Here is a 21,016-nt window from a genome sequence, read left to right as displayed (position 1 = left end):
AGGGGGGACAAAAACTAAGATAACACCATCTATCATGAAAGAAATTGTGTAAGTGTAGGGTCTAGCTTTTTATAGAGTAGAGCGTTATAGGAACAAATTATGGCAAAGTGGTTAAGTCATTTAGTGCTAGTGCTATCTTTAGGCACAGTGGTATGGGCTGCTCAGCAGGGCGCTATGCAGTCACCAGAACACGCGAGTACACATATAAAAACCATCGTGTTAGGGTCTGGATGTTTTTGGGGGGCTGAAAAGCGCTATGAGGCGATGGAAGGCGTGTTGGACGCAGAGTCCGGCTATTCAGATGGCAAGGGTTTTAAGGCGAGTTATGCCGCCATTACCAAACGCAGTAGACGATTTGACAGCAACAATTATGCAGAAGTGGTTAAGGTAACTTATAACGCCAACATACTCACAACTGAACAACTATTAATGCAGTACTTTGAAAGTCATGACCCAACGCAAAAAAATCGTCAAGGCAATGACATTGGCACTCAGTATCGATCAATTATTCTGTACACGGATGAGTCGCAGCAAGCCGTAGCTTTATCATTGGTTAAGCAGTATCAAAAACTACTTAATCAAGCAGGATTTGGTGAGATCCAAACCCAAATTAAACCCTTGGCGGCATTTTACCCTGCGGAAGAGTACCATCAAAATTATCTCGTGAAGAACCCTGATGGTTATTGTCCTGACCATGCAACGGGTGTGGTGTTTAACCAAAAAGAAGAGCAAGAAGAAGATAATAGCGCGCTGTTACTAGGAAAACACATAGTGGTACTTGATTCTAAAAGTTACTGTCCATACTGTGAAAAGCTCAAAAAAACAGTGTTACATGATTACCAAGGTAGCATCCCTTTACACTACCGATATGCTGATCAACTAGCTGGATTGCAAGTTAAAACGCCTACCTGGGCAACGCCTACGATTATCTTTTTAGAGCAAGGAAAAGAGGTGTATGCCCATCAAGGCTTTATGGATAAAAACACGTTTTATAGGGCGCTTGGGGCTTTTAAACTGGGCGACTCAGAAGCGTTTAAAGTGGCTTTTCAAAGTAAAACGGATGCACCATTTTGTAAGCAATATGACTTGTTTAAAAATACCACAGATGGCGTGTTTATCGATAAACTCAGTGGTGCGAAGCTATTTGATACCAAAGATAGGTTCAACTCTGGAACTGGGTGGTTATCGTTTAAACAGCCTGTCAAAAACAGCGTAACGTATCATGAAGATAACAGCTACGGTATGCAACGTACGGAGATACGCTCAAAATCCAGTGGTATCCATTTGGGCCATGTGTTTGCAGGCGAGGGACCCGATGGGCGCGATCGCTATTGTATTAATGCCACAGTGCTAGAATTTGTCCCGCGTGCTTTATGATGATTTAAAGATAAAAAAAACCCCTCGTGAGAGGGGTTTTGGGTAACTCAGCGCCATTGGCACTGGGAATGAGGGCGGTACATGGTGTTAGGCAAACTGCATTTCAGGGATATCGCCTTCGACGATTAGCTTACCTGCTGTTTTGCTTATAATTTCATCAACACTAACACCCGGCGCGCGTTCTAGCAAATGAAATGCGCCGTCTTTTACTTCTAGCACAGCTAAATCCGTTACGATTTTTTTCACACAATTCACACCTGTCAATGGCAGAGTACATGCCTCTAACAGTTTTGAATCGCCGTGCTTGCTGGCATGGGTCATAGTCACAATAATGTTCTGTGCGCCGGCTACTAAGTCCATTGCACCGCCCATGCCTTTAATTAACTTTTTCGGGATCATCCAAGAAGCAATATTGCCTTGTTGATCTACTTCAAATGCACCAAGAACCGTCAAGTCTACATGACCACCCCTGATCATGGCAAAGCTATCGGCACTATTAAATATTGCTGCACCTGTCGCTGCTGTCACGGTTTCTTTACCCGCGTTGATCATATCAGCATCAACTTGGTCTTGTGTTGGGTATGGACCCATACCCAATAAGCCATTTTCTGATTGCAGCATAACTTCAATACCATCAGGTACATAGTTAGCTACAAGGGTTGGAATACCAATACCTAAATTGACGTAAAAACCATCTTGTAGCTCTTGAGCTACACGCATTGCTACTTGTTCACGTGATAAAGCCATTTTCTTCTCCTTATTTACGCGTAGTAACACGCTCGATGCGCTTTTCAAAGTCGCCTTTGATAACGCGGTTTACGTAAATGCCAGGGGTGTGAATCTGGCTTGGCTCTAATTCACCTGGTTCAACAATCTCTTCAACTTCGGCAACAGTAATCTTGCCCGCTGTTGCTGCCATTGGGTTAAAGTTCATTGCAGTATGGCGAAACACGAGATTGCCATAGCGGTCAGCTTTCCATGCTTTAACAATGGCAAACTCACCCGTGATGGATTCTTCTAAAATGTATGGGCGACCGTTAAATTCTTTAACTTCTTTACCCTCAGCGACTGGCGTACCATAGCCCGTTGCAGTGTAAAAAGCAGGAATGCCCGCACCACCGGCACGCATCTTCTCTGCCAATGTGCCCTGTGGAGTTAGTACTACATCAATAATGCCATCAAGCAGTTGTTGTTCAAATAAAGCATTTTCACCAACATAAGACGCAACAATCTTTTTAATTTGACGGTCATGTAGCAACACACCTAAACCAAAGTCATCAACACCACAATTGTTAGAAACAACCGTTAGCTCTTTGGTTTTTCTACGCTTAATTTCGTTGATCAAGCCTTCTGGAATACCACACAATCCGAAGCCGCCAGCAATGATGGTATCGCCATCTTTCAATCCTTCCATTGCTTCACCGTAGCTTGTTACTACTTTATCGAAACCGGCCATTAGCCCACTCCTAAAGGTTATTTGTTATCTTATGCGACCACAGATGGCTACCCACTTGTGGTCACAATTTTTATTCGTTTGAACACTGAATATTGCTATTGAGTGTTCAGCACTTCGCTTGTAAAGCCAAAGACACCTTGCTAACAGGTTGCTTATTTAGCGCCTCGCAAATTGCCCAGCCAGCTTTGGCTAGTCTTTCTAAATCAATTTGGGGGTTAATGCCAAGTCCTTGTAGTAAGTAAACTACGTCTTCGGTGGCAACATTTCCTGACGCACCTTTTGCATAAGGGCATCCACCAAGACCTGCAACGGCGCTATCAACAGTAGCAATGCCCATTTCCAGCGCCTTACTAATATTAGCTAAAGCTTGGCCATAGGTGTCATGAAAGTGTACCGCAAGCTTGTCAGCACTGATGTGCTTGAGTAACAAGCTCAGTAATGCTTGGACTTTATTAGGTGTACCTACACCGATAGTGTCACCAAGGCTGATTTCGTAACAGCCCATAGCCAACAATTGTTTACACACATCAAGCACCACTTCTGGTTCGACCTCTCCTTGATAAGGACAGCCCAAAACACAGCTCACATAGCCGCGCACTTTTACACCATTGGCCTTGGCTAACTCTATAACTGGTTTGAAGCGTTCAATACTCTCAGCAATCGAGCAATTGATGTTTTTTTGTGTGAAAGCTTCACTGGCAGCGGTAAAAATCGCGAATTCTTTGATACCAACTTCTAAAGCTGCTTCTGCACCTTTTAAATTAGGGGTCAATGCACTGAGGTTTACCTCTTTAGCTACGTTTATGCCTTTGATCACATCTGCCGAGTCAGCCATCTGTGGCACCCACTTGGGAGACACGAATGCGCCTGCTTCGATGTCGCGCAATCCCGCCGCTGCGAGTGCATTGATAAGGTTTACCTTTTGCTCTGTCGTGACGCTGGCTTCATTTTGTAAACCATCTCGTGCACCGACTTCAACAATTCGCACCATATCTGGATAAGCCATGTTATGCCTCCAATGGTTCAACAATCGCTAGCATGTCACCGTGGCTTACCAGTGCACCTTCAGCAAAGCAGTAGCTTGTTAGCGTGCCGTCAAATGGTGCGTTGAGCGTGTATTCCATCTTCATTGCTTCAATGACTACTACCGCATCGCCCTTACTGACTTTGCTATTGAGACTTTGCAAATGTTTTACCACAGTACCGTTTAGAGGCGCTGCTAGGGGGGCGGCCTCATGTTCGTGTTCACTAATGTAATGTTTAGACTTAAGTTCAAAGCTATGCGCGTAAGCTTGATACATCACCGTTATTAAATCTTCATCAACAAGCACATTCGCTTGGTACTTTTTACCATCAATCACGGCATTAAGCTGAGTTTGCTCAAGTGATGCACTGATGTTGATTGCTTTACCGTTGTACTCAACACTTATCAAGCCGTTGGTTAAAGTGGCCTCAACGGGCCCATCAAAAAATGGCACATTCACTTTTGCACTTTGATTTAGTCTAAAACCCAGCTCACTTTGCCAAGGTGTTTTATTTGCACAGGGCATGGCATGTTTTATAAATGCTGCTACCGCAAGCAAGGTCATCGGTGCCAGTGGCTCAGGTTGCTGGGTAAGCGTTTCAGTTTGGCTATCAATAAAGTGCGTATCTGGCGCGCCTGCCATAAATGTAGGGTGGCCTGCCAAGTAGTGTAAAAATGCAACATTGCTTTTAACACCAGCAAGGTGGACTTCTTCAAGGGCGTGGTGCAGTTTTAACAACGCCGTTTCGCGGTCTGGTCCATGAACGATAAGTTTTGCGATCATCGGATCGTAAAATGAGCTGATCTCTGCACCGGTCTGTACGCCAGTATCGATACGCACACCTTCACTTTCTTTAGGGAATGATAGATGCGTTAACTCTCCCGAGAACGGCATAAAGTTTTCACGCGGGTCTTCTGCGTAGATGCGCGCTTCAAAGCTGTGGCCTGTTAGGGTGATTTGCGCTTGAGTCAGCGGCAGTGTTTGATTATTTGCCACGCGAATTTGCCATTCGACTAAATCAAGGCCTGTGACCATTTCTGTCACTGGATGCTCTACTTGCAAGCGAGTGTTCATTTCCATAAAGAAGAACTCATCACCACAAAGCAAAAACTCCACCGTACCTGCACCGCGATAGTTAATGGCTTGGGCACAACGCACAGCGGCTTCGCCCATTTCTTTGCGAAGTTGGTCAGACAGTCCTGGGGCAGGGGCTTCTTCGATGACTTTTTGGTGACGTCGCTGCAATGAGCAATCGCGATCACCTAAATATACACAGTTGCCATGGTTATCGGCAAAAACTTGTACTTCAACGTGGCGTGGGGTGTCGACATAACGCTCTAACAACACCAAATCGTTACCAAAACCTGCTAGGGCTTCACGTTTTGCGCCATCTAAAGCTGCTAAAAACTCTTTGCTTTCACGCACTACGCGCATGCCCTTACCGCCGCCGCCAAAGGCTGCTTTGATCAGTACAGGGTAGCCAATTTTCTCGGCTTCAGAGGCAAGAAAGTCGCTGTCTTGATTTTGTCCGTAATAGCCTGGGACCAATGGGACATTGGCTTGTGCCATGATTTCTTTAGCACGAGTTTTAGACCCCATGGCTTCAATAGAGCTGGCAAGCGGGCCAATAAAAGCGATGCCAGCTTGCTCACAAGCATTGGCAAATTGATCATTTTCTGACAAAAAGCCATAGCCTGGATGCACGCAATCAGCGCCAGCAAGCTTTGCCACTTCGAGTATTTTATCAGCAACTAAGTAAGAATCTTTACTCGGTGCAGGTCCAATGTGGTATGCCTCGTCAGCAAGCGACACATGCAAAGAATTCGCGTCCGCATCTGAATATACAGCGACCGTTTTTAAACCAAGGCGCTTGGCCGTTTTCATTACGCGGCAGGCAATTTCACCACGGTTTGCAATGAGGATTTTTTTCAACATGATTGATCCTTTACTGTTTTGCCGCGTTTTGCCAACTTGGCGCACGCTTTTCAAAAAAGGCACTTAGCCCTTCTTGCCCCTCTGGGCTTACACGAATTTCGGCAATGCGTTTGGCGGTATGAGCTATCAATTGTTCATCAATTGTTTTATTCGCTACTTCATTAATTAAGGCTTTAGCAGATTTGACTGCGGCCGGACCATTGTTAAGCAGCGTATCGATAAAATGTTGTTCGCTTTTATTGAGGTCATCACTGATTTCATGAATTAACCCAAGAGCCAATGCTTGCTCTGCCTTAAACACTTCTGCGGTTAAGAAGTAACGACGAGCTTGACGCTCCCCAATTGCTTTGATCACATAAGGGCTAATTACAGCGGGGATCAAGCCAAGTTTAACTTCGCTCAAACAGAACTTGGCATCAGGACTGGCAATAGCGATGTCACAGCAGGCAATCAGCCCGAGCGCTCCACCAAATGCCGCGCCTTGAACTAAACACACTGTTGGGTGAGGAGACGTGGCTAGCACCGACATAAGCTTGGCTAGCTTTGCAGAGTCTGCTACGTTTTCTTCGTAGTTGTTATCAGCCATCGACTTCATCCAACCAAGGTCTGCACCTGCTGAAAAGTGCTTACCTTGGGTCTTTAGCACTAATGCTCTGATATCAAGTCCGTTGGCATGTTCAATACATTGGATCAACTCGGCAATAACGCCATCATCAAAGGCATTATGTTTTTCGGGGCGACTTAACTCTAAAATCGCCACTTTTGTTTTTGTTATGGTTAAAGTGACCGACATAGTCTGCTCCTATTACATTCTAAAGATGCCAAACTTTGACTCTTTATGTGGTGCATTGGCGGCCGCTTCAAGCGCAAGTCCTAACACCGTGCGTGTGTCGGCAGGGTCAATGATACCGTCGTCCCACAAACGAGCACTAGCATAGTAAGGGTGGCCTTGTTTTTCATATTGCTCAATGATTGGCTTTTTGAACTGGGCAACTTCCTCATCATTCATACTTTGACCTTTACGTGCCAAACCATCTTGACGTACTTGTGTTAATACGCCAGCAGCTTGCTCACCGCCCATCACAGAGATGCGCGCGTTTGGCCACATCCACATCATGGTGGGTTCATAGGCTCGGCCACACATACCGTAGTTGCCAGCGCCGTAAGAGCCGCCAATGAGTACGGTGAATTTTGGCACATCGGCACACGATACCGCAGTTACCATCTTCGCACCGTGCTTAGCGATACCTTCAGCTTCGTATTTCTGGCCAACCATAAATCCGGTGATGTTTTGTAAAAACAGCAGCGGAATATCACGTTGCGCACACAGTTGAATAAAGTGAGCCCCTTTTTGTGCTGACTCAGAGAATAAAATGCCGTTGTTTGCGACAATCCCAACTGGGTGGCCGTAAATCTCTGCAAAGCCAGTTACCAAAGTTTCACCAAAATAGCGTTTAAACTCATCAAACTGAGAGTCATCAACGATACGAGCGATAACTTCGCGCACATCAAATGGCTTTTTCAAATCAGTACCAACAATACCGTAGACTTCACGAATATCGTAACGAGGTGGTTTAACGTCTTTTAGAATAGGGCGAGTAGGGCGTTGATGATTAATACGAGCAATACACTGGCGCGCAATTGAAAGCGCGTGCTCATCATTTTCAGCATAGTGATCGGCAACACCCGACGTTTTACAGTGCACATCAGCACCACCTAAGTCTTCTGCGCTTACTTCCTCACCTGTGGCCGCTTTCACAAGTGGTGGGCCTGCTAAGAAAATCGTACCTTGTTCTTTGACAATAATACTCTCATCGGCCATCGCTGGTACATAAGCGCCACCTGCGGTACACAAACCCATTACCACGGCAATTTGTGGGATACCTTTGGCAGACATGCGAGCTTGGTTGTAGAAAATACGGCCAAAGTGCAGTTTGTCTGGGAACACTTCGTCTTGCTCCGGCAAGTTCGCACCGCCCGAATCAACAAGATAAATACAAGGAAGATGGCAACGCTCTGCGATTTCTTGCGCGCGTAGGTGCTTTTTAACCGTCAACGGAAAGTAGGTTCCGCCTTTTACGGTCGCATCGTTACCGACTATCATGCACTCCACGCCTTGCACTCGACCAATTCCTGCCACTACGCCAGCACAAGGAATATCTTGCTCATAGACGCCAAATGCGGCAAATTGCGAAATTTCTAAAAAGGGAGAACCTTCATCAAGTAGTGTGTTGATTCGATCGCGAACAAAGAGTTTTCCGCGGCTTTGATGACGGGCGATAAGTTCTTCACCACCACCTTGAGATAATGTAGCGACTTTGTCGTTTAAATCAGCAACCAGCGAAGCCATTGCTTCGCTGTTTGCTTTAAACTGACTGTCGTGAGGGTTAACCGAAGAGTTAAGTACAGTCATTTGGTATTCCTTAGCGGCTTTCTGTGAAAAGCTCTCGTCCAATTAGCATGCGGCGAATTTCCGACGTACCTGCGCCAATTTCATATAATTTTGCATCGCGAAGTAGGCGACCAGTTGCATATTCATTGATGTAACCGTTGCCCCCTAAGATTTGAATAGCATCAAGGGCCATTTTGGTTGCAAGCTCAGCGGCATAAAGGATAGCGCCAGCTGCATCTTTACGAGTTGTTTCACCTCGGTCACAGGCTTTAGCTACAGTGTATACGTATGAACGCGCTGCATTCATTTGTGTGTACATATCCGCCACTTTGCCTTGAATAAGCTGGAACTCACCAATTGATTTGTTGAACTGCTTACGCTCATGAATGTAAGGAACAACAATGTCCATACATGCTTGCATGATACCTAATGGGCCCGCCGCGAGTACTACACGCTCGTAGTCCAAACCGCTCATAAGCACTTTTACGCCTTCATTTAATTGACCAAGAATATTCTCTTCTGGTACTTCACAGTCTTCAAACACTAACTCACAGGTGTTTGAACCGCGCATACCCAGTTTGTCTAGCTTTTGTGCTGTCGAGAAACCTGGGAAGTCTTTTTCAACCAAAAATGCGGTAATACCTTTTGAACCAGCTTCTAAGTCGGTCTTAGCGTAAATAACTAACACGTCAGCATCAGGACCATTGGTGATCCACATTTTGTTGCCGTTCAGAATGTATTTGTCGCCACGCTTTTCCGCTTTCAATTTCATTGATACAACGTCAGAACCTGCGTTTGGCTCACTCATTGCTAGGGCACCGATGTGTTCACCGCTGATAAGCTTAGGTAGATATTTGCGTTTTTGCGCTTCGTTACCGTTACGGTTAATTTGGTTAACGCATAGGTTTGAGTGAGCGCCATAGCTGAGGCCGATTGATGCACTTGCTCGGCTGATCTCTTCCATCGCAACAACGTGCTCAAGATAGCCCATTCCTGCACCACCAAATTCTTCTGGTACGGTGATACCTAATAAACCCATATCGCCAAATTGTGGCCATAATTGGTTAGGAAAGCTATTTTCTAAATCTGTTTTTTCAGCCAATGGCGCAATTTCAGCGCTTGCGAAACTGTTTACATGGTCACGGATCATATCGGCGGTTTCGCCTAGACCAAAATTCATTTCTTTATATAAAGATACGGTACTCATACTATTTATCCTGTGAGAGATTATTCTTCTAGATTCTTTAACGTGTCGCGACAGCGGCGTTCGGCAGTTACCAACTCCATTAACACCACTTTGATGTCATCCATTTGCTGACTTAAATCTGCTTTTTTCTCTTCTATCAATTGCAGCATAGTAGAGAGCTGTTTAGCACTTGATTTGTCAGCATCATACAATTCAAACAAACGGCCAGTCTCAGCCAATGTAAATCCTAAACGTTTACCGCGTAATATCAGTTTTAAGCGTACTCTGTCGCGTTTTGAATATACACGGGTTTGCCCGTGGCGTTCGGGAGATAGCAAGCCTTGATCTTCATAAAAGCGGATGCTTCGCGTGGTGATGTCGAATTCCTTCGCTAATTCACTGATCGAATAGGTTTCTTCGTTATGGTTATCTTGCATGGTTATGTACACATTGACTTCAATACTTATTTGTCCAATATAAGTGAAGTTTACGTAAAGGTAAAGTAATGTATAAAAATACTACTTTCGTACTATTTGTGGTGAGGGCTCAGAATGTGACAAAAAATAGACATAGAACTGAGTAAAAACGCGCTTTGGAAAGCTTAGTTTGCAACTTATGTTTACAGATTCAGTCAACGCACTTTGCTTGATTTTAGATTTACGTTGGCGTAAACGTAAATATTATGTATGCTCAAATTAATGATGAATCGTTTAAGCAGGGTGCCATATCCAACGGCATCTGTGAATAGGAGTTTAAAATGAGTAATGATGCTGTAGTCATCGTAGCCGCAAAACGTACCCCAATGGGTGGCTTCATGGGCGCTTTAACTGGCGCAAGTGCAACGGATTTAGGTGCAACCGCGATTAAAAGCGTGATGGCAGAAACTGGTCTAAGTGACGCCTCAATTGAAGAAGTTATTATGGGCTGTGTATTACCAGCAGGTCTTGGTCAGGCGCCAGCGCGTCAAGCTATGTTACATGCGGGTCTTGCTCGCTCAACTGGCGCAACCACGATTAACAAGGTATGTGGTTCAGGTTTAAAAGCTGCCATGCTTGCACATGATTTAATAAAAGCAGGTAGCATTAATTCTGCTATTGCTGGCGGTATGGAAAGCATGACTAACTCACCTTACTTCATTCCAAAAGCGCGTGGTGGTATGCGTATGGGCCACGGTGAGATCAAAGATCACATGATGGCGGATGGCTTAGAAGATGCCTACGATAACAAAGCAATGGGTTGTTTTGCACAAGATACAGCCGATCAATATGGTATTACTCGTGAGCAAATGGATGAATTTGCACTAGGCTCACTTAGCAAGGCCAATGGAGCCATCGACAATGGTAGCTTTGCGGGTGAAATCGCGCCTGTTACGCTTAGCACTCGCAAGGGTGATGTTGAGGTAAGCATCGATGAGCAACCTGGTAATGCTCGTCCTGAGAAAATTCCAAGCCTGCGTCCTGCATTCAAAAAAGACGGCACCGTAACGGCTGCTAACTCTTCTTCTATTTCAGATGGTGCTGCTGCTCTTATTTTAATGAGCGAGTCTGAGGCGAAACGTCAAGGATTAACACCGCTTTGTAAGATTGCCGGTCATGCAACGCATTCACAGTTACCGTCTGAGTTTACGTTAGCGCCAGTGGGCGCAATGAATACTTTGCTGGAGCGTACGGGTTGGAGCAAAGACGATGTAGATCTTTGGGAAATCAACGAAGCTTTTGCCATGGTTACTATGCTTGCGATTAATGAAATGGGCTTAGACAGCAACAAAGTTAACGTAAACGGTGGTGCATGTGCGTTGGGTCACCCAATCGGTGCAAGTGGCGCGCGTATTCTTGTGACGCTTATTCACGCACTTCGCAATCGCGGCCTGTCAAAAGGTATTGCATCACTATGTATTGGTGGTGGTGAAGCGGTGGCATTGGCGGTAGAAGTCTAATCACACATTTTTAGGGCACCAAGTAATCAGGCAAGATAACTATTATAGCCTTTGGTGCCATGACACATAATCTGGGGAGGAGTGCACCATGCACCAAGTACCTTTATACATCAACGGCGAATTCACACAATCATCAACCGACAAATGGATTGATGTTGTAAACCCTGCGACACAAGAAGTACTGGCTAAAGTACCTTGTGCGACTGATCAAGAAATGCGCGCTGCGATTGACTCAGCGCAAGAAACATTTAAAACCTGGAAAGAAGTGCCAGTTACTGAGCGTTCTCGTATCATGATGCGTTACGCTGCATTGTTAAAAGAGCATCATGACGAGTTGGCAACCATCATTTGTCATGAACTAGGCAAAACCTTTGAAGATGCCAAAGGTGATGTTTGGCGTGGTATCGAAGTTGTTGAGCAGGCTGCAAATGCACCATCTCTTATGATGGGCGAAACGGTTGAGAACGTTGCACGCAAAATTGATACTTATTCGTACATGCAACCGCTGGGCGTATGTGCCGGTGTCACACCATTTAACTTCCCTGCGATGATCCCACTTTGGATGTTCCCGATGGCAATTGTATGCGGTAACACGTTCATCCTTAAGCCATCAGAGCAAGACCCATTAACGCCAATGCGCTTGGTAGAGCTATTCGAAGAAGCGGGCGCGCCTAAGGGTGTGCTTCAAGTGGTACATGGCACTAAAGAGCAAGTAGATCACATTCTAGAAGCGCCTGAAATTCGTGCTATCTCATTTGTTGGTTCTTGCGGTGTGGGTCAATATATTTATTCAAAAGGCACACAACACCTTAAACGTGTGCAAGCATGTGTTGGCGCTAAAAACCACATGGTTATCATGCCAGACTCTAAAAAAGAGCGACTTATTAATAACCTAGTTGGCTCATCAGTGGGTGCAGCAGGTCAGCGTTGTATGGGTATTTCTGTTGCGGTGTTTGTCGGTCAGGCCAAAGAGTGGGTAGATGATTTAAAAGCAGCTTTATCAAAGGTTCGCCCGGGTGTTTGGGATGATCCTGAAGCGGCTTATGGTCCGCAGACAACGCCAGCTGCAAAAGCGCGTATTTTATCGCTTATTGCCAGTGCCAAAGAGCAAGGTGCAACCTGTTTGTTAGATGGCTCTGATTTTACCGTTGAGGGTTATGAGCAAGGTAACTGGGTGGGTCCAACGCTATTCACTGACGTAACCACAGACATGGACCTTTACAAAGAGGAAATCTTTGGTCCAGTGTTAGCGTGTATGTTTGTTGATACTTTGGACGAAGCAATTGAGCTTATCAATGCAAGCCCTTACGGCAACGGCACATCACTGTTTACCTCAAGCGGTGCTGCGGCGCGTAAATTCCAACATGAAATTGAAGTGGGTCAAGTTGGTATTAATGTGCCAATTCCTGTGCCACTTCCTTTCTTCTCATTTACAGGTTGGAAAGGCTCGTTCTACGGTGACCAACACACGTACGGCAAGCAAGGCGTGCGCTTTTACACCGAAACAAAAACCATTACCTCACGCTGGTTTGAAGATGACATCGCTTGCGGTCCAAACATGAGTATTGACCTGAAGTAATTCAGCGTTTCAAAAGATAATTAGAATAACTACTAACTAAGCCAGAGTCTCTCTGGCTTAGTCATCAACACAACAAGAGGTCTTTATGGACTTTAATCTAACCGAAGATCAACAGGCATTTGCTGAAACCGCGTATCAATTTGCTATGAGCGAACTGGCTCCTAATGCAGCACTTTGGGACCGTGAGCATATTTTTCCAAAAGACGTGATTAAAAAAGCGGGCGAACTGGGCTTTTGTGGTTTATACACGCCAGAAGAGGCAGGTGGCCTTGGCTTATCACGTTTAGACTCCAGCATTATTTTTGAGCAACTTTCCATGGGGTGTACAGCAACCACCGCGATGTTGACGATTCACAACATGGCCACTTGGATGATTGCAAGTTTTGGAACTGACTCAGTAAAAGAAACCTACATTGACCAACTGGTAATGGGTGAGTTGCTGGCGTCATATTGTTTAACTGAGCCGGGTTCAGGTTCTGATGCTGCATCTTTGAAAACCAAAGCTGTTAAAGAAGGCGATGAATACGTTCTAAATGGCTCAAAAATGTTTATCTCAGGTGCAGGTGAAACTGACGTTTTAGTGGTAATGGCGCGCACTGGCGAAGCCGGACCTAAAGGTATTTCTGCGTTTGTTGTGCCTGCCAATGCCGAGGGTGTGGTGTATGGTAAAGCAGAAGAAAAAATGGGTTGGAACGCCCAACCAACGCGTTTAGTTACACTAGAAAACGTGCGTATTCCTGCCGATCACCTACTTGGCAGTGAAGGTGAAGGGTTTAAGTTCGCTATGCAGGGCCTAGACGGTGGTCGTATCAATATCGCGACATGTTCTCTGGGTACAGCACAGCAAGCACTGAATACCGCAAAACAATACATGCAAGAACGTGAACAGTTTGGTAAGCCGTTGGCAGCATTCCAAGCCTTACAGTTTAAAATTGCCGATATGAATACAGAGCTTGTTGCCGCACGCCAAATGGTGCGTCTGGCTGCATTTAAATTAGATACCAATGATAGTGAGAAAACCACGTACTGCGCCATGGCGAAACGCTTTGCCACAGATGTGGGCTTCAAAGTGTGTGACGACGCGCTGCAAATTCATGGTGGCTATGGTTATATCAAAGAATATCCATTAGAGCGTCATGTGCGTGATGTACGCGTACACCAGATATTAGAAGGTACTAACGAAATCATGCGTGTGATCATCGCACGTCGTATTTTAGCCGAAGGCGCTGCAAGCGTTTTATAAGGAGAACATCATGAGTGCACAATTAAAGCTTGAAAAACAAGGTAACACCGCAATTATCACCATGAGTAACCCGCCAGCGAACACTTGGACTCGTGATACATTGGTTGGTTTAAAAGAACTTGTAAACGAATTAAACGCAGATAAAAACATCTACGCACTTGTGGTAACAGGCGAAGGCGAAAAGTTCTTCTCAGCGGGCGCAGATTTAAATGTGTTTGCCAGTGGTGACAAAGGTGTTGCCGCCGATATGTCACGAGTTTTCGGTGAGGCGTTTGAAACGTTAAGCGATTTTAGAGGCGTTTCGATTGCTGCTATTAATGGCTTTGCCATGGGGGGCGGCCTCGAAGTTGCGTTAGCATGTGATATTCGTATTGCCGAGTCACAGGCTCAGATGGCATTACCAGAGGCAAAAGTAGGCTTACTACCTTGTGCGGGCGGTACGCAGAACCTGTCTTGGCTCGTAGGCGAAGGCTGGGCTAAGCGCATGATCTTGTGTGGTGAGCGCTTAAAAGCAGACAAAGCACAGCAGATTGGTTTAGTTGAAGAAGTGGTAGAAACGGGTGAAGCACTCAATGCTGCAATAGCACTTGCTGAAAAAGTCGGTGAGCAAAGCCCTGTCGCTGTAACCGCGTGTAAAGCACTGATCCAAAAAGGTCGCACTGGCACAATCAATAGCGCATTGCCGTTAGAACGTGAGCTATTCGTAACCCTGTTTGATACGCAAGATCAAAAAGAAGGCGTGAACGCATTCTTAGAAAAACGCAAACCAAACTGGGTGAATGGATAATGGCAAAATTACAGTTATTAAATGACCCTGATGCGCCAGTTCTTTTTGAACTGGCAGATTGCGACAATGGGATGCAAATCGCATTTGCAACATTGAACGTACCAAAAGCGCTCAATGCACTTAATTTAGATATGATCCGCTTACTTTCGCCACAGTTAGATGCATGGTCAAAAGACGATAAAGTTGCGATGGTGGTGCTCAAAGGTGAAGGTGAAAAAGCTTTCTGTGCAGGTGGTGATGTTGTCAGCCTGTACAAGGCCATGGCTGCTAATGACGGTAACGACTACGTGCAAACATTTTTTGCACAAGAGTACCGCTTGGATTATCAAATTCACACCTATGAAAAGCCAATCCTACTTTGGGGTAATGGCATAATCATGGGGGGCGGCCTTGGTTTGATGGCAGGCGCTAGCCACAAAGTGGTTACCGAGTCTGCGCGTATTGCTATGCCAGAGATCACTATTGGACTATACCCTGATGTCGGTGGCAGCTACTTCCTAAACAAAATGCCACAGGGCGTTGGGTTATTTTTAGGATTAACTGGTGCATCAATCAATGCCAGTGATGCTCAATATGTAGGTTTGGCTGATCACTTTGTTGAAGCAGACAAGTACGGTGAGTTGGTGGCAGGTTTGTTGGGGGTTGATTGGAGCAGCACAGCACAGTCAAACCACGAAAAGCTTACTCAGTCATTACAAGAGCTAGAACAAGCGTCTTCACAACCACCACACAGTGCGCTGCAAGGCATACAAAATCAGCTCAATGAACTTAACTTATTGGACTCGCTTCAAGCGCAAGTCGATTATATTTTGGCACTACCAAGTGACGACAATAAGTGGTTAAGCAAAGCTCAGAAGTCACTTAAACATGGCTCTGCATTAAGTGCTGTTTTGGTGAGTGAGCAATTAAAAGCAGGTCAGGGAAAAAGCCTCAAAGAGTGCTTTATGTTTGAGTTGGGTATGTCGGTTCAAGCAGGTCAAAGTGGTGAGTTTCAAGAAGGTGTTCGTGCTTTGTTGATTGACAAAGACGGTACACCAAAATGGCAATTTAGCTCAGTCAGTGATGTAACAGATGAAGCTGTTGCTGCGTTTTTAACGCCGAAATGGTCGGACGATACGCACCCATTAGCGGATATGTAAGGAGCAAATCATGGCAAAGATAGGATTTATTGGGCTCGGTAACATGGGTGGGCCAATGGCCAGCAACCTTGTGAGAGCAGGTCACTCAGTCACTGTGTTTGATTTAAGCGAAAGCGCCGTAGCAGAATTGAGTTCGCAAGGCGCACAAGGTGCAAGCAGTGTTGAACAAGTATGCGAAGACGCGGATTTTGTCGTAAGCATGCTGCCTGCGGGTAAACATGTACGTATGATCTACTGTGGCGAAAATGGTCTTATCAATCATCTAGATAAGTCAACTTTGGTAATTGATTGCTCTACAATTGATGCAGAATCAGCGCAGTTTGTGGGTAATGAATTAGCAAAGGCAGGCGTGAGCTTTGTTGATGCACCGGTATCTGGTGGTGTTGCCGGTGCTGCTGCAGGAACATTGACTTTCATCGTGGGTGGTTCAGAGGCTGACTTTAATCGTGCTAACAGTATCTTAACGGATATGGGAAAGAACATATTCCATGCCGGTAACATAGGTGCAGGCCAAGTCGCTAAAATTTGTAACAATATGCTGTTGAGTATATTGATGGCAGGGACTAGCGAAGCGTTGCAAATGGGCATAGACCATGGTTTAGATCCAAAAGTACTCAGTGAGATCATGCTAAACAGCTCCGGTCGCAACTGGACGCTTGAGGTGTATAACCCATGCCCGAATGTGCAAGAAAACGTACCAAGCTCGAATGGATATAAACCAGGCTTTATGGTTGACCTGATGGCAAAAGACTTGGGGCTAGCACAGCAAGCCGCGCAACAAACAAATTCAGCGACACCACTTGGTGCAATGGCCAAAAACCTCTACAACTTGATGCAAAATCAAGGTAAAGGCGCTGAAGATTTTAGTGCAATTTTTAAATTATATAGTGAAAAGTAAACCCTATGGATATTAATAATAAAACCGTAGTGATCACAGGTGGTGCGCAAGGCTTAGGTTTTGCAATGGCCACAGAGCTTGCAAAATCAGGTGCAAAACTGGCACTGATTGATATGCAAGAGGAAGTGTTAGCGAATGCTAAAGCACAGCTAACAGCGCTAGGCGCAGAAGTACACACCTATGTGGCCAATGTCAGTGTTGAAAGTGAAGTTGAAGCGGTATTCAATGCAATACAAGCGGATAGTGGCAATATTGCCGTGCTTATCAATAACGCGGGCATTTTGCGCGATGGCCTATTGCTTAAAGCCAAAGAAGGCAAAATCGTTGATAAGATGGCGTTATCGCAGTTTCAATCTGTGATTGATGTAAACCTGACGGGCGTGTTCCTGTGTGGTCGCGAGGCGGCTGCAAAAATGGTAGAAGCGGGCGAAGGTGGCGTGATCATCAATATGTCGAGTGTTGCTCGTTCTGGCAACATGGGGCAGACCAATTACTCGGCTGCAAAGGCGGGTGTAGTGGCTATGACGACGAGCTGGGCAAAAGAGTTGGGCCGTTTCGGTATTCGTGTTGGTGCGATTGCACCGGGTGTGATCCGCACCACGATGACAGACGCAATGAAGCCAGAAGCTAAAGAGCGCTTACTGAAAATGAAACCAGTAGGGCGCTTAGGCGAAGCACAAGAAATTGCTCACACTGCGAAGTACATCATTGAAAACGACTTCTTCACAGGCCGTGTAGTTGAGATTGACGGCGGTATTCGTTTGTAACGTGAGTTTATAATTTGAAAAGGCATGTACTTTTGGTACATGCCTTTTTATTTGTCGATAGGACTGTTTGTGTAGGCAAAGGTATCGCCAATTACATGGGTATAAATTTGTGTGGTTTTAACGTCTTCATGCCCAAGCAACGTTTGTACGGTGCGTATATCTGAGCCCGATTGTAACAATTCAGTCGCGAATGAATGCCTAAAAGTGTGCGCTTTTACTCGCTTACATATATCCGTCTTCAGTAAAGCAACACGCAGTGCTTTGCGAAAAGTTGTTTCATGTAAGTGGTGTCGGCATATGTAGTTATCATGCGGATGCACACATCGTGTGCTTGAAGGAAATAGATATTGCCACGCAAAATCTTTCACTGCATGCTTATATTTTCTGACAAGAGACGGCGGCAAAGACGCCATGCCAAAGCCTTCGTTTAGATCACGCTTATGTAATTGTTTTACCTTTTCTATTTGTTGTTGTAATGGTAGATGCAAACTTTTTGGTAGTAGCGTGTAACGGTCTTTTTTACCCTTGCCCCTAAACACAAAAATTGTACCTTGATTAAAGTCTAAATCTTTCACTCTCAAGGATAACGCTTCATTTATACGTAAGCCGCTACCGTATAGCATGTTCGCGATGAGTGCATATTTGCCTTGCAAATGATTAATTATTTCTGTCGCTTCATCATGTGTGAGTACGGTAGGCAATGCTTTTTCTACTTGGCTAGAAGCGTAATTTAAACCTTTAATTTCTTGTTTTATGATATAGCGATATAAAAATATGATGGCGCATAGCGCAAGGTTTTGAGTTGCAGCACTTACAAGCCTGTTACAAGCTAAATGATTAAGAAAACGCTCAATCTCAACATTACCCATTCCTTCAGGATGGCGCTTATCATTAAACAAAATAAACCGTTTTATCCAATGCAGATAAGCTTTTTCAGTTTTCAAACTATAGCGACGAGTTCTAAGCTCAACGCGCACAGATTCCAAAAAAGGTGACTTGTTCATAGTAAGTCCATTTACTGTGGTTTTGTACAGGTATAATTTAAGGCATCAAATTTTGCAACTAGAGACCCCGTTAATTTTTGCGAAAATTGTTAGTCTAAAGACCAGGCAGATTATTTATATCTATGATTCCTATTAGATTTAATTTCTATAAACAAGTTCGCCCATTCTCGGTTAAGTAGATTCTCGGTTTGAACTATGCCCATTGTTAATTTTTTGAGGACAAAATAGCATCTAACATGCTAATATTTGGCGTAATTAAGATTTATAATTGGTGTGTATGAGGGTTAATGGGTAGAACATTAACGCGAATTCACGCTAATACACTGTTAAGTGTCTATTCAACTTTGCACACATCAATAATGAAGATAGAATACGATTTGAACATCAATTGAGTCTTAAATCATGACCTTACAAGAACTTAGTAATCTAGGAACCTTTATTGCTGCTATCGCAACAACAGGCTCAGTAATCTTAGCGTTAGTAACGTACAGGAAATCAACTCAAAGAGACGCTCTAAAAGGTGTGCGAACTCAGATTGCCACTTATCGAATTAAGTATGAACAAGTAGATGACTTGTTAAGTACACCTGCTCACGTGGGCTTAGGTATGTCTGTTGCTAGAGAATTAGAATTGCTAGTTCCAGATTCAGACAGTGCTTTAAGTATAATCAACTTTCTAGAAGACAAAAAGAACATTGATTACCTAACCCAAGCTTCTTATCTTGGGTTGGAAAATGCTAGTAAAATTCAAGAGGCAGTCGAAGTCAGTAAAGAAATTCAATTGTTATCAACTTCTGGGCAAGAAATGTACCCAATAACAAGTAAGTTGATTTCAATTTTATCTCTATACCCATCATCAGTTCTAGAAACTTTAAATAGAACAGAATATTTAACTAATTTGTTCCAAGATGAAGACGCAATAGCATCTTTGAAAACTCGCATAGACAGTGATGCCATTCAACCAACTGTTTTCCGAGAAATAGCTCTTTGGGTTACTTTAGTTGCGGATCGACTCTGTGGGAGCATTGCTGATCCCATTGCTGAAAACGCACTACCAATAGTAGAAATAATCTCTAATCTTTTTGAGTCTTCTACGGATCGTAAATTGCTTAAATTGAGTCGAGCCGAACGTAGGCAACAAGAAAAAATCTTCACTCGACTTAGAATGAACGATATTGAAGAGCCTCATGAAATAATCTTTGAGCTACTTAAGTTTTATAAACCGTACTTAGATTCTGAAGATTGGGATACGCTTGTTGAGTGTAAAACCTTGCTTGGTGTTGTGCATCAAGAATTTGCAGAACTAGACACTTAACAAAGCATTTAAGAGTGATTCGTAACGCTTGGCGTTTTTCATTCCATCGTCGAGTTCGGTGTTTACGGTGGTAAAGTTTAGTTTCGTGGCTGCGTTACTCACACCTTAATGCGGCGTTATATGCACATGGAGAAGTGGTGTTTAAATCCAAAGAATTGAGTTCATTGCTTGAAGAAGAGTTGAAAAATGGTAATCAAATTGCTGAAAAATCTTCTTGGCCACCGAAGTGTAAAACTCTAATTATTCTAAATAATAGGTTTACTGAAAAATACGAAAGTAATAACTTGGTGTACCGAGAAATTAAAGACTCTCATTATTGGTACGCTGAGTATTCAACAATTGACGAATCAGAATGTTTAGCTTGCAAGTAGCGTGCATATAACAAGCGCATTAATGAATGGACGTCTTACGCTTGGCTGTCGCTCATTCTTCGCTAATTTTAGCCAAGCTAATCCGCCCATTATGCGGGCGTTATGTTCTCAGGAGGCATCGTGATTAGTACATTATTACTTGTAGCTGGTGTCCAATTTGGTGTTACTAAAGCATGTAATGATCCTGACATTGAGTTTCTAGATGAGCCCATTAGCATTGCTACATCAATTGAAGGTAAGTCCAGTATTTTTGAGCCCAGTACAATACGGTTTAATTCTTCTTTGCCTTCTGCCTGTGCCTTAACAAATACAGAGGGTACCGTAGAATTTGATGTATCAAATGAAGGTAAAGTAATAAACCTTAAAATATTGAGCCTCAATCCAATTAGAATACACTCACGTGCAATATTAAGAGGGCTTAGAAAAGCAAAAGTCTTGCCCAATGCATATGGTACTGTTGGTAATAAAGTGCACGTTAAATACATACAGTTTAAAAAGAGAACATAACAAATTAATTAAACAATGGACGCAAAACAGCAGGCTTGCGCTCATTCTTCGCTTAGTTTAGCCTGCTATTTTCCGCCGTTTATTAAGGCGTTATGTGTCC

General features: G+C 44.2%; 19 protein-coding genes. 10 read left to right on the top strand and 9 right to left on the bottom strand.

Annotation, left to right across the window (positions count from 1 at the left end):
* Positions 1-174: 174 nt before the first annotated feature.
* Positions 175-1,377 (top strand): peptide-methionine (S)-S-oxide reductase MsrA, encoded by a 1,203-nt coding sequence (msrA, locus tag BET10_RS17855; RefSeq protein WP_070987150.1) that lies wholly within the window; start codon positions 175-177, stop codon positions 1,375-1,377.
* 87 nt (positions 1,378-1,464) lie between these two features.
* On the opposite strand, the gene BET10_RS17850 is transcribed toward msrA, so the two are convergent.
* From BET10_RS17850 to BET10_RS17815, 8 genes are all read right to left on the bottom strand, one after another.
* A complete protein-coding gene (locus BET10_RS17850) occupies positions 1,465-2,124 on the bottom strand; it encodes a 3-oxoacid CoA-transferase subunit B (RefSeq protein WP_070986999.1) in 660 nt (219 codons plus the stop codon).
* Between the two features lie 10 nt (positions 2,125-2,134).
* Positions 2,135-2,833, bottom strand: coding sequence for a CoA transferase subunit A (locus BET10_RS17845; RefSeq protein ID WP_070986998.1), 699 nt, complete (start codon positions 2,831-2,833; stop codon positions 2,135-2,137).
* A 106-nt stretch (positions 2,834-2,939) separates the two neighbouring features.
* The gene (locus tag BET10_RS17840; protein WP_070986996.1) at positions 2,940-3,839 is read right to left on the bottom strand and encodes a hydroxymethylglutaryl-CoA lyase; all 900 of its coding nucleotides are present in this window, start codon (positions 3,837-3,839) and stop codon (positions 2,940-2,942) included.
* Position 3,840: 1 nt separating this feature from the next.
* Positions 3,841-5,793 (bottom strand): acetyl/propionyl/methylcrotonyl-CoA carboxylase subunit alpha, encoded by a 1,953-nt coding sequence (locus tag BET10_RS17835; protein WP_070986994.1) that lies wholly within the window; start codon positions 5,791-5,793, stop codon positions 3,841-3,843.
* Between the two features lie 10 nt (positions 5,794-5,803).
* Positions 5,804-6,586 (bottom strand): enoyl-CoA hydratase/isomerase family protein, encoded by a 783-nt coding sequence (locus tag BET10_RS17830; protein ID WP_070986992.1) that lies wholly within the window; start codon positions 6,584-6,586, stop codon positions 5,804-5,806.
* A 12-nt stretch (positions 6,587-6,598) separates the two neighbouring features.
* Entirely contained in the window at positions 6,599-8,206 is a 1,608-nt protein-coding gene (locus BET10_RS17825; protein ID WP_070986990.1) for a carboxyl transferase domain-containing protein, read from the bottom strand.
* 10 nt (positions 8,207-8,216) lie between these two features.
* A complete protein-coding gene (locus tag BET10_RS17820; protein ID WP_070986988.1) occupies positions 8,217-9,392 on the bottom strand; it encodes an isovaleryl-CoA dehydrogenase in 1,176 nt (391 codons plus the stop codon).
* A 20-nt stretch (positions 9,393-9,412) separates the two neighbouring features.
* Complete coding sequence (locus BET10_RS17815; protein ID WP_070986986.1) at positions 9,413-9,808, bottom strand: MerR family transcriptional regulator; 396 nt, start codon at positions 9,806-9,808, stop codon at positions 9,413-9,415.
* A gap of 320 nt (positions 9,809-10,128) precedes the next feature.
* On the opposite strand from BET10_RS17815, the gene BET10_RS17810 reads away from it, so the two are divergent.
* From BET10_RS17810 to BET10_RS17780, 7 genes are all read left to right on the top strand, one after another.
* Positions 10,129-11,307, top strand: coding sequence for a thiolase family protein (locus BET10_RS17810; protein ID WP_070986984.1), 1,179 nt, complete (start codon positions 10,129-10,131; stop codon positions 11,305-11,307).
* A gap of 88 nt (positions 11,308-11,395) precedes the next feature.
* Positions 11,396-12,886 (top strand): CoA-acylating methylmalonate-semialdehyde dehydrogenase, encoded by a 1,491-nt coding sequence (locus tag BET10_RS17805; protein WP_070986982.1) that lies wholly within the window; start codon positions 11,396-11,398, stop codon positions 12,884-12,886.
* 85 nt (positions 12,887-12,971) lie between these two features.
* Entirely contained in the window at positions 12,972-14,129 is a 1,158-nt protein-coding gene (locus BET10_RS17800) for an acyl-CoA dehydrogenase family protein (RefSeq protein WP_070986981.1), read from the top strand.
* A gap of 10 nt (positions 14,130-14,139) precedes the next feature.
* On the top strand, positions 14,140-14,916 hold the full coding sequence (locus BET10_RS17795; RefSeq protein WP_070986979.1) for an enoyl-CoA hydratase: 777 nt from the start codon (positions 14,140-14,142) through the stop codon (positions 14,914-14,916).
* Positions 14,916-16,055, top strand: coding sequence for an enoyl-CoA hydratase/isomerase family protein (locus tag BET10_RS17790; RefSeq protein ID WP_070986977.1), 1,140 nt, complete (start codon positions 14,916-14,918; stop codon positions 16,053-16,055). Before BET10_RS17795 ends, BET10_RS17790 begins: the two co-directional genes overlap by 1 nt.
* 10 nt (positions 16,056-16,065) lie before the next feature.
* Positions 16,066-16,953: a 3-hydroxyisobutyrate dehydrogenase gene (gene mmsB / locus BET10_RS17785; protein ID WP_070986975.1), complete on the top strand. Its 888-nt coding sequence runs from the start codon at positions 16,066-16,068 to the stop codon at positions 16,951-16,953.
* Positions 16,954-16,958: 5 nt separating this feature from the next.
* The gene (locus BET10_RS17780) at positions 16,959-17,720 is read left to right on the top strand and encodes an SDR family oxidoreductase (protein ID WP_070986973.1); all 762 of its coding nucleotides are present in this window, start codon (positions 16,959-16,961) and stop codon (positions 17,718-17,720) included.
* A 47-nt stretch (positions 17,721-17,767) separates the two neighbouring features.
* On the opposite strand, the gene BET10_RS17775 is transcribed toward BET10_RS17780, so the two are convergent.
* A complete protein-coding gene (locus tag BET10_RS17775) occupies positions 17,768-18,724 on the bottom strand; it encodes an integron integrase (protein ID WP_070986972.1) in 957 nt (318 codons plus the stop codon).
* Positions 18,725-19,126: 402 nt separating this feature from the next.
* On the opposite strand from BET10_RS17775, the gene BET10_RS17770 reads away from it, so the two are divergent.
* Together BET10_RS17770 and BET10_RS17760 are read left to right on the top strand one after the other, a co-directional pair.
* Entirely contained in the window at positions 19,127-20,038 is a 912-nt protein-coding gene (locus BET10_RS17770) for a hypothetical protein (protein ID WP_070986970.1), read from the top strand.
* A 491-nt stretch (positions 20,039-20,529) separates the two neighbouring features.
* Positions 20,530-20,916, top strand: coding sequence for an energy transducer TonB family protein (locus BET10_RS17760; protein WP_071038891.1), 387 nt, complete (start codon positions 20,530-20,532; stop codon positions 20,914-20,916).
* The last annotated feature ends 100 nt before the right edge of the window (positions 20,917-21,016 follow it).

Source organism: Pseudoalteromonas amylolytica, assembly GCF_001854605.1.
Lineage (GTDB): Bacteria > Pseudomonadota > Gammaproteobacteria > Enterobacterales > Alteromonadaceae > Pseudoalteromonas > Pseudoalteromonas amylolytica.
The sequence above is the reverse complement of the archived record's forward strand: the minus strand, read 5'-3'. Positions and strand labels throughout refer to the sequence as shown.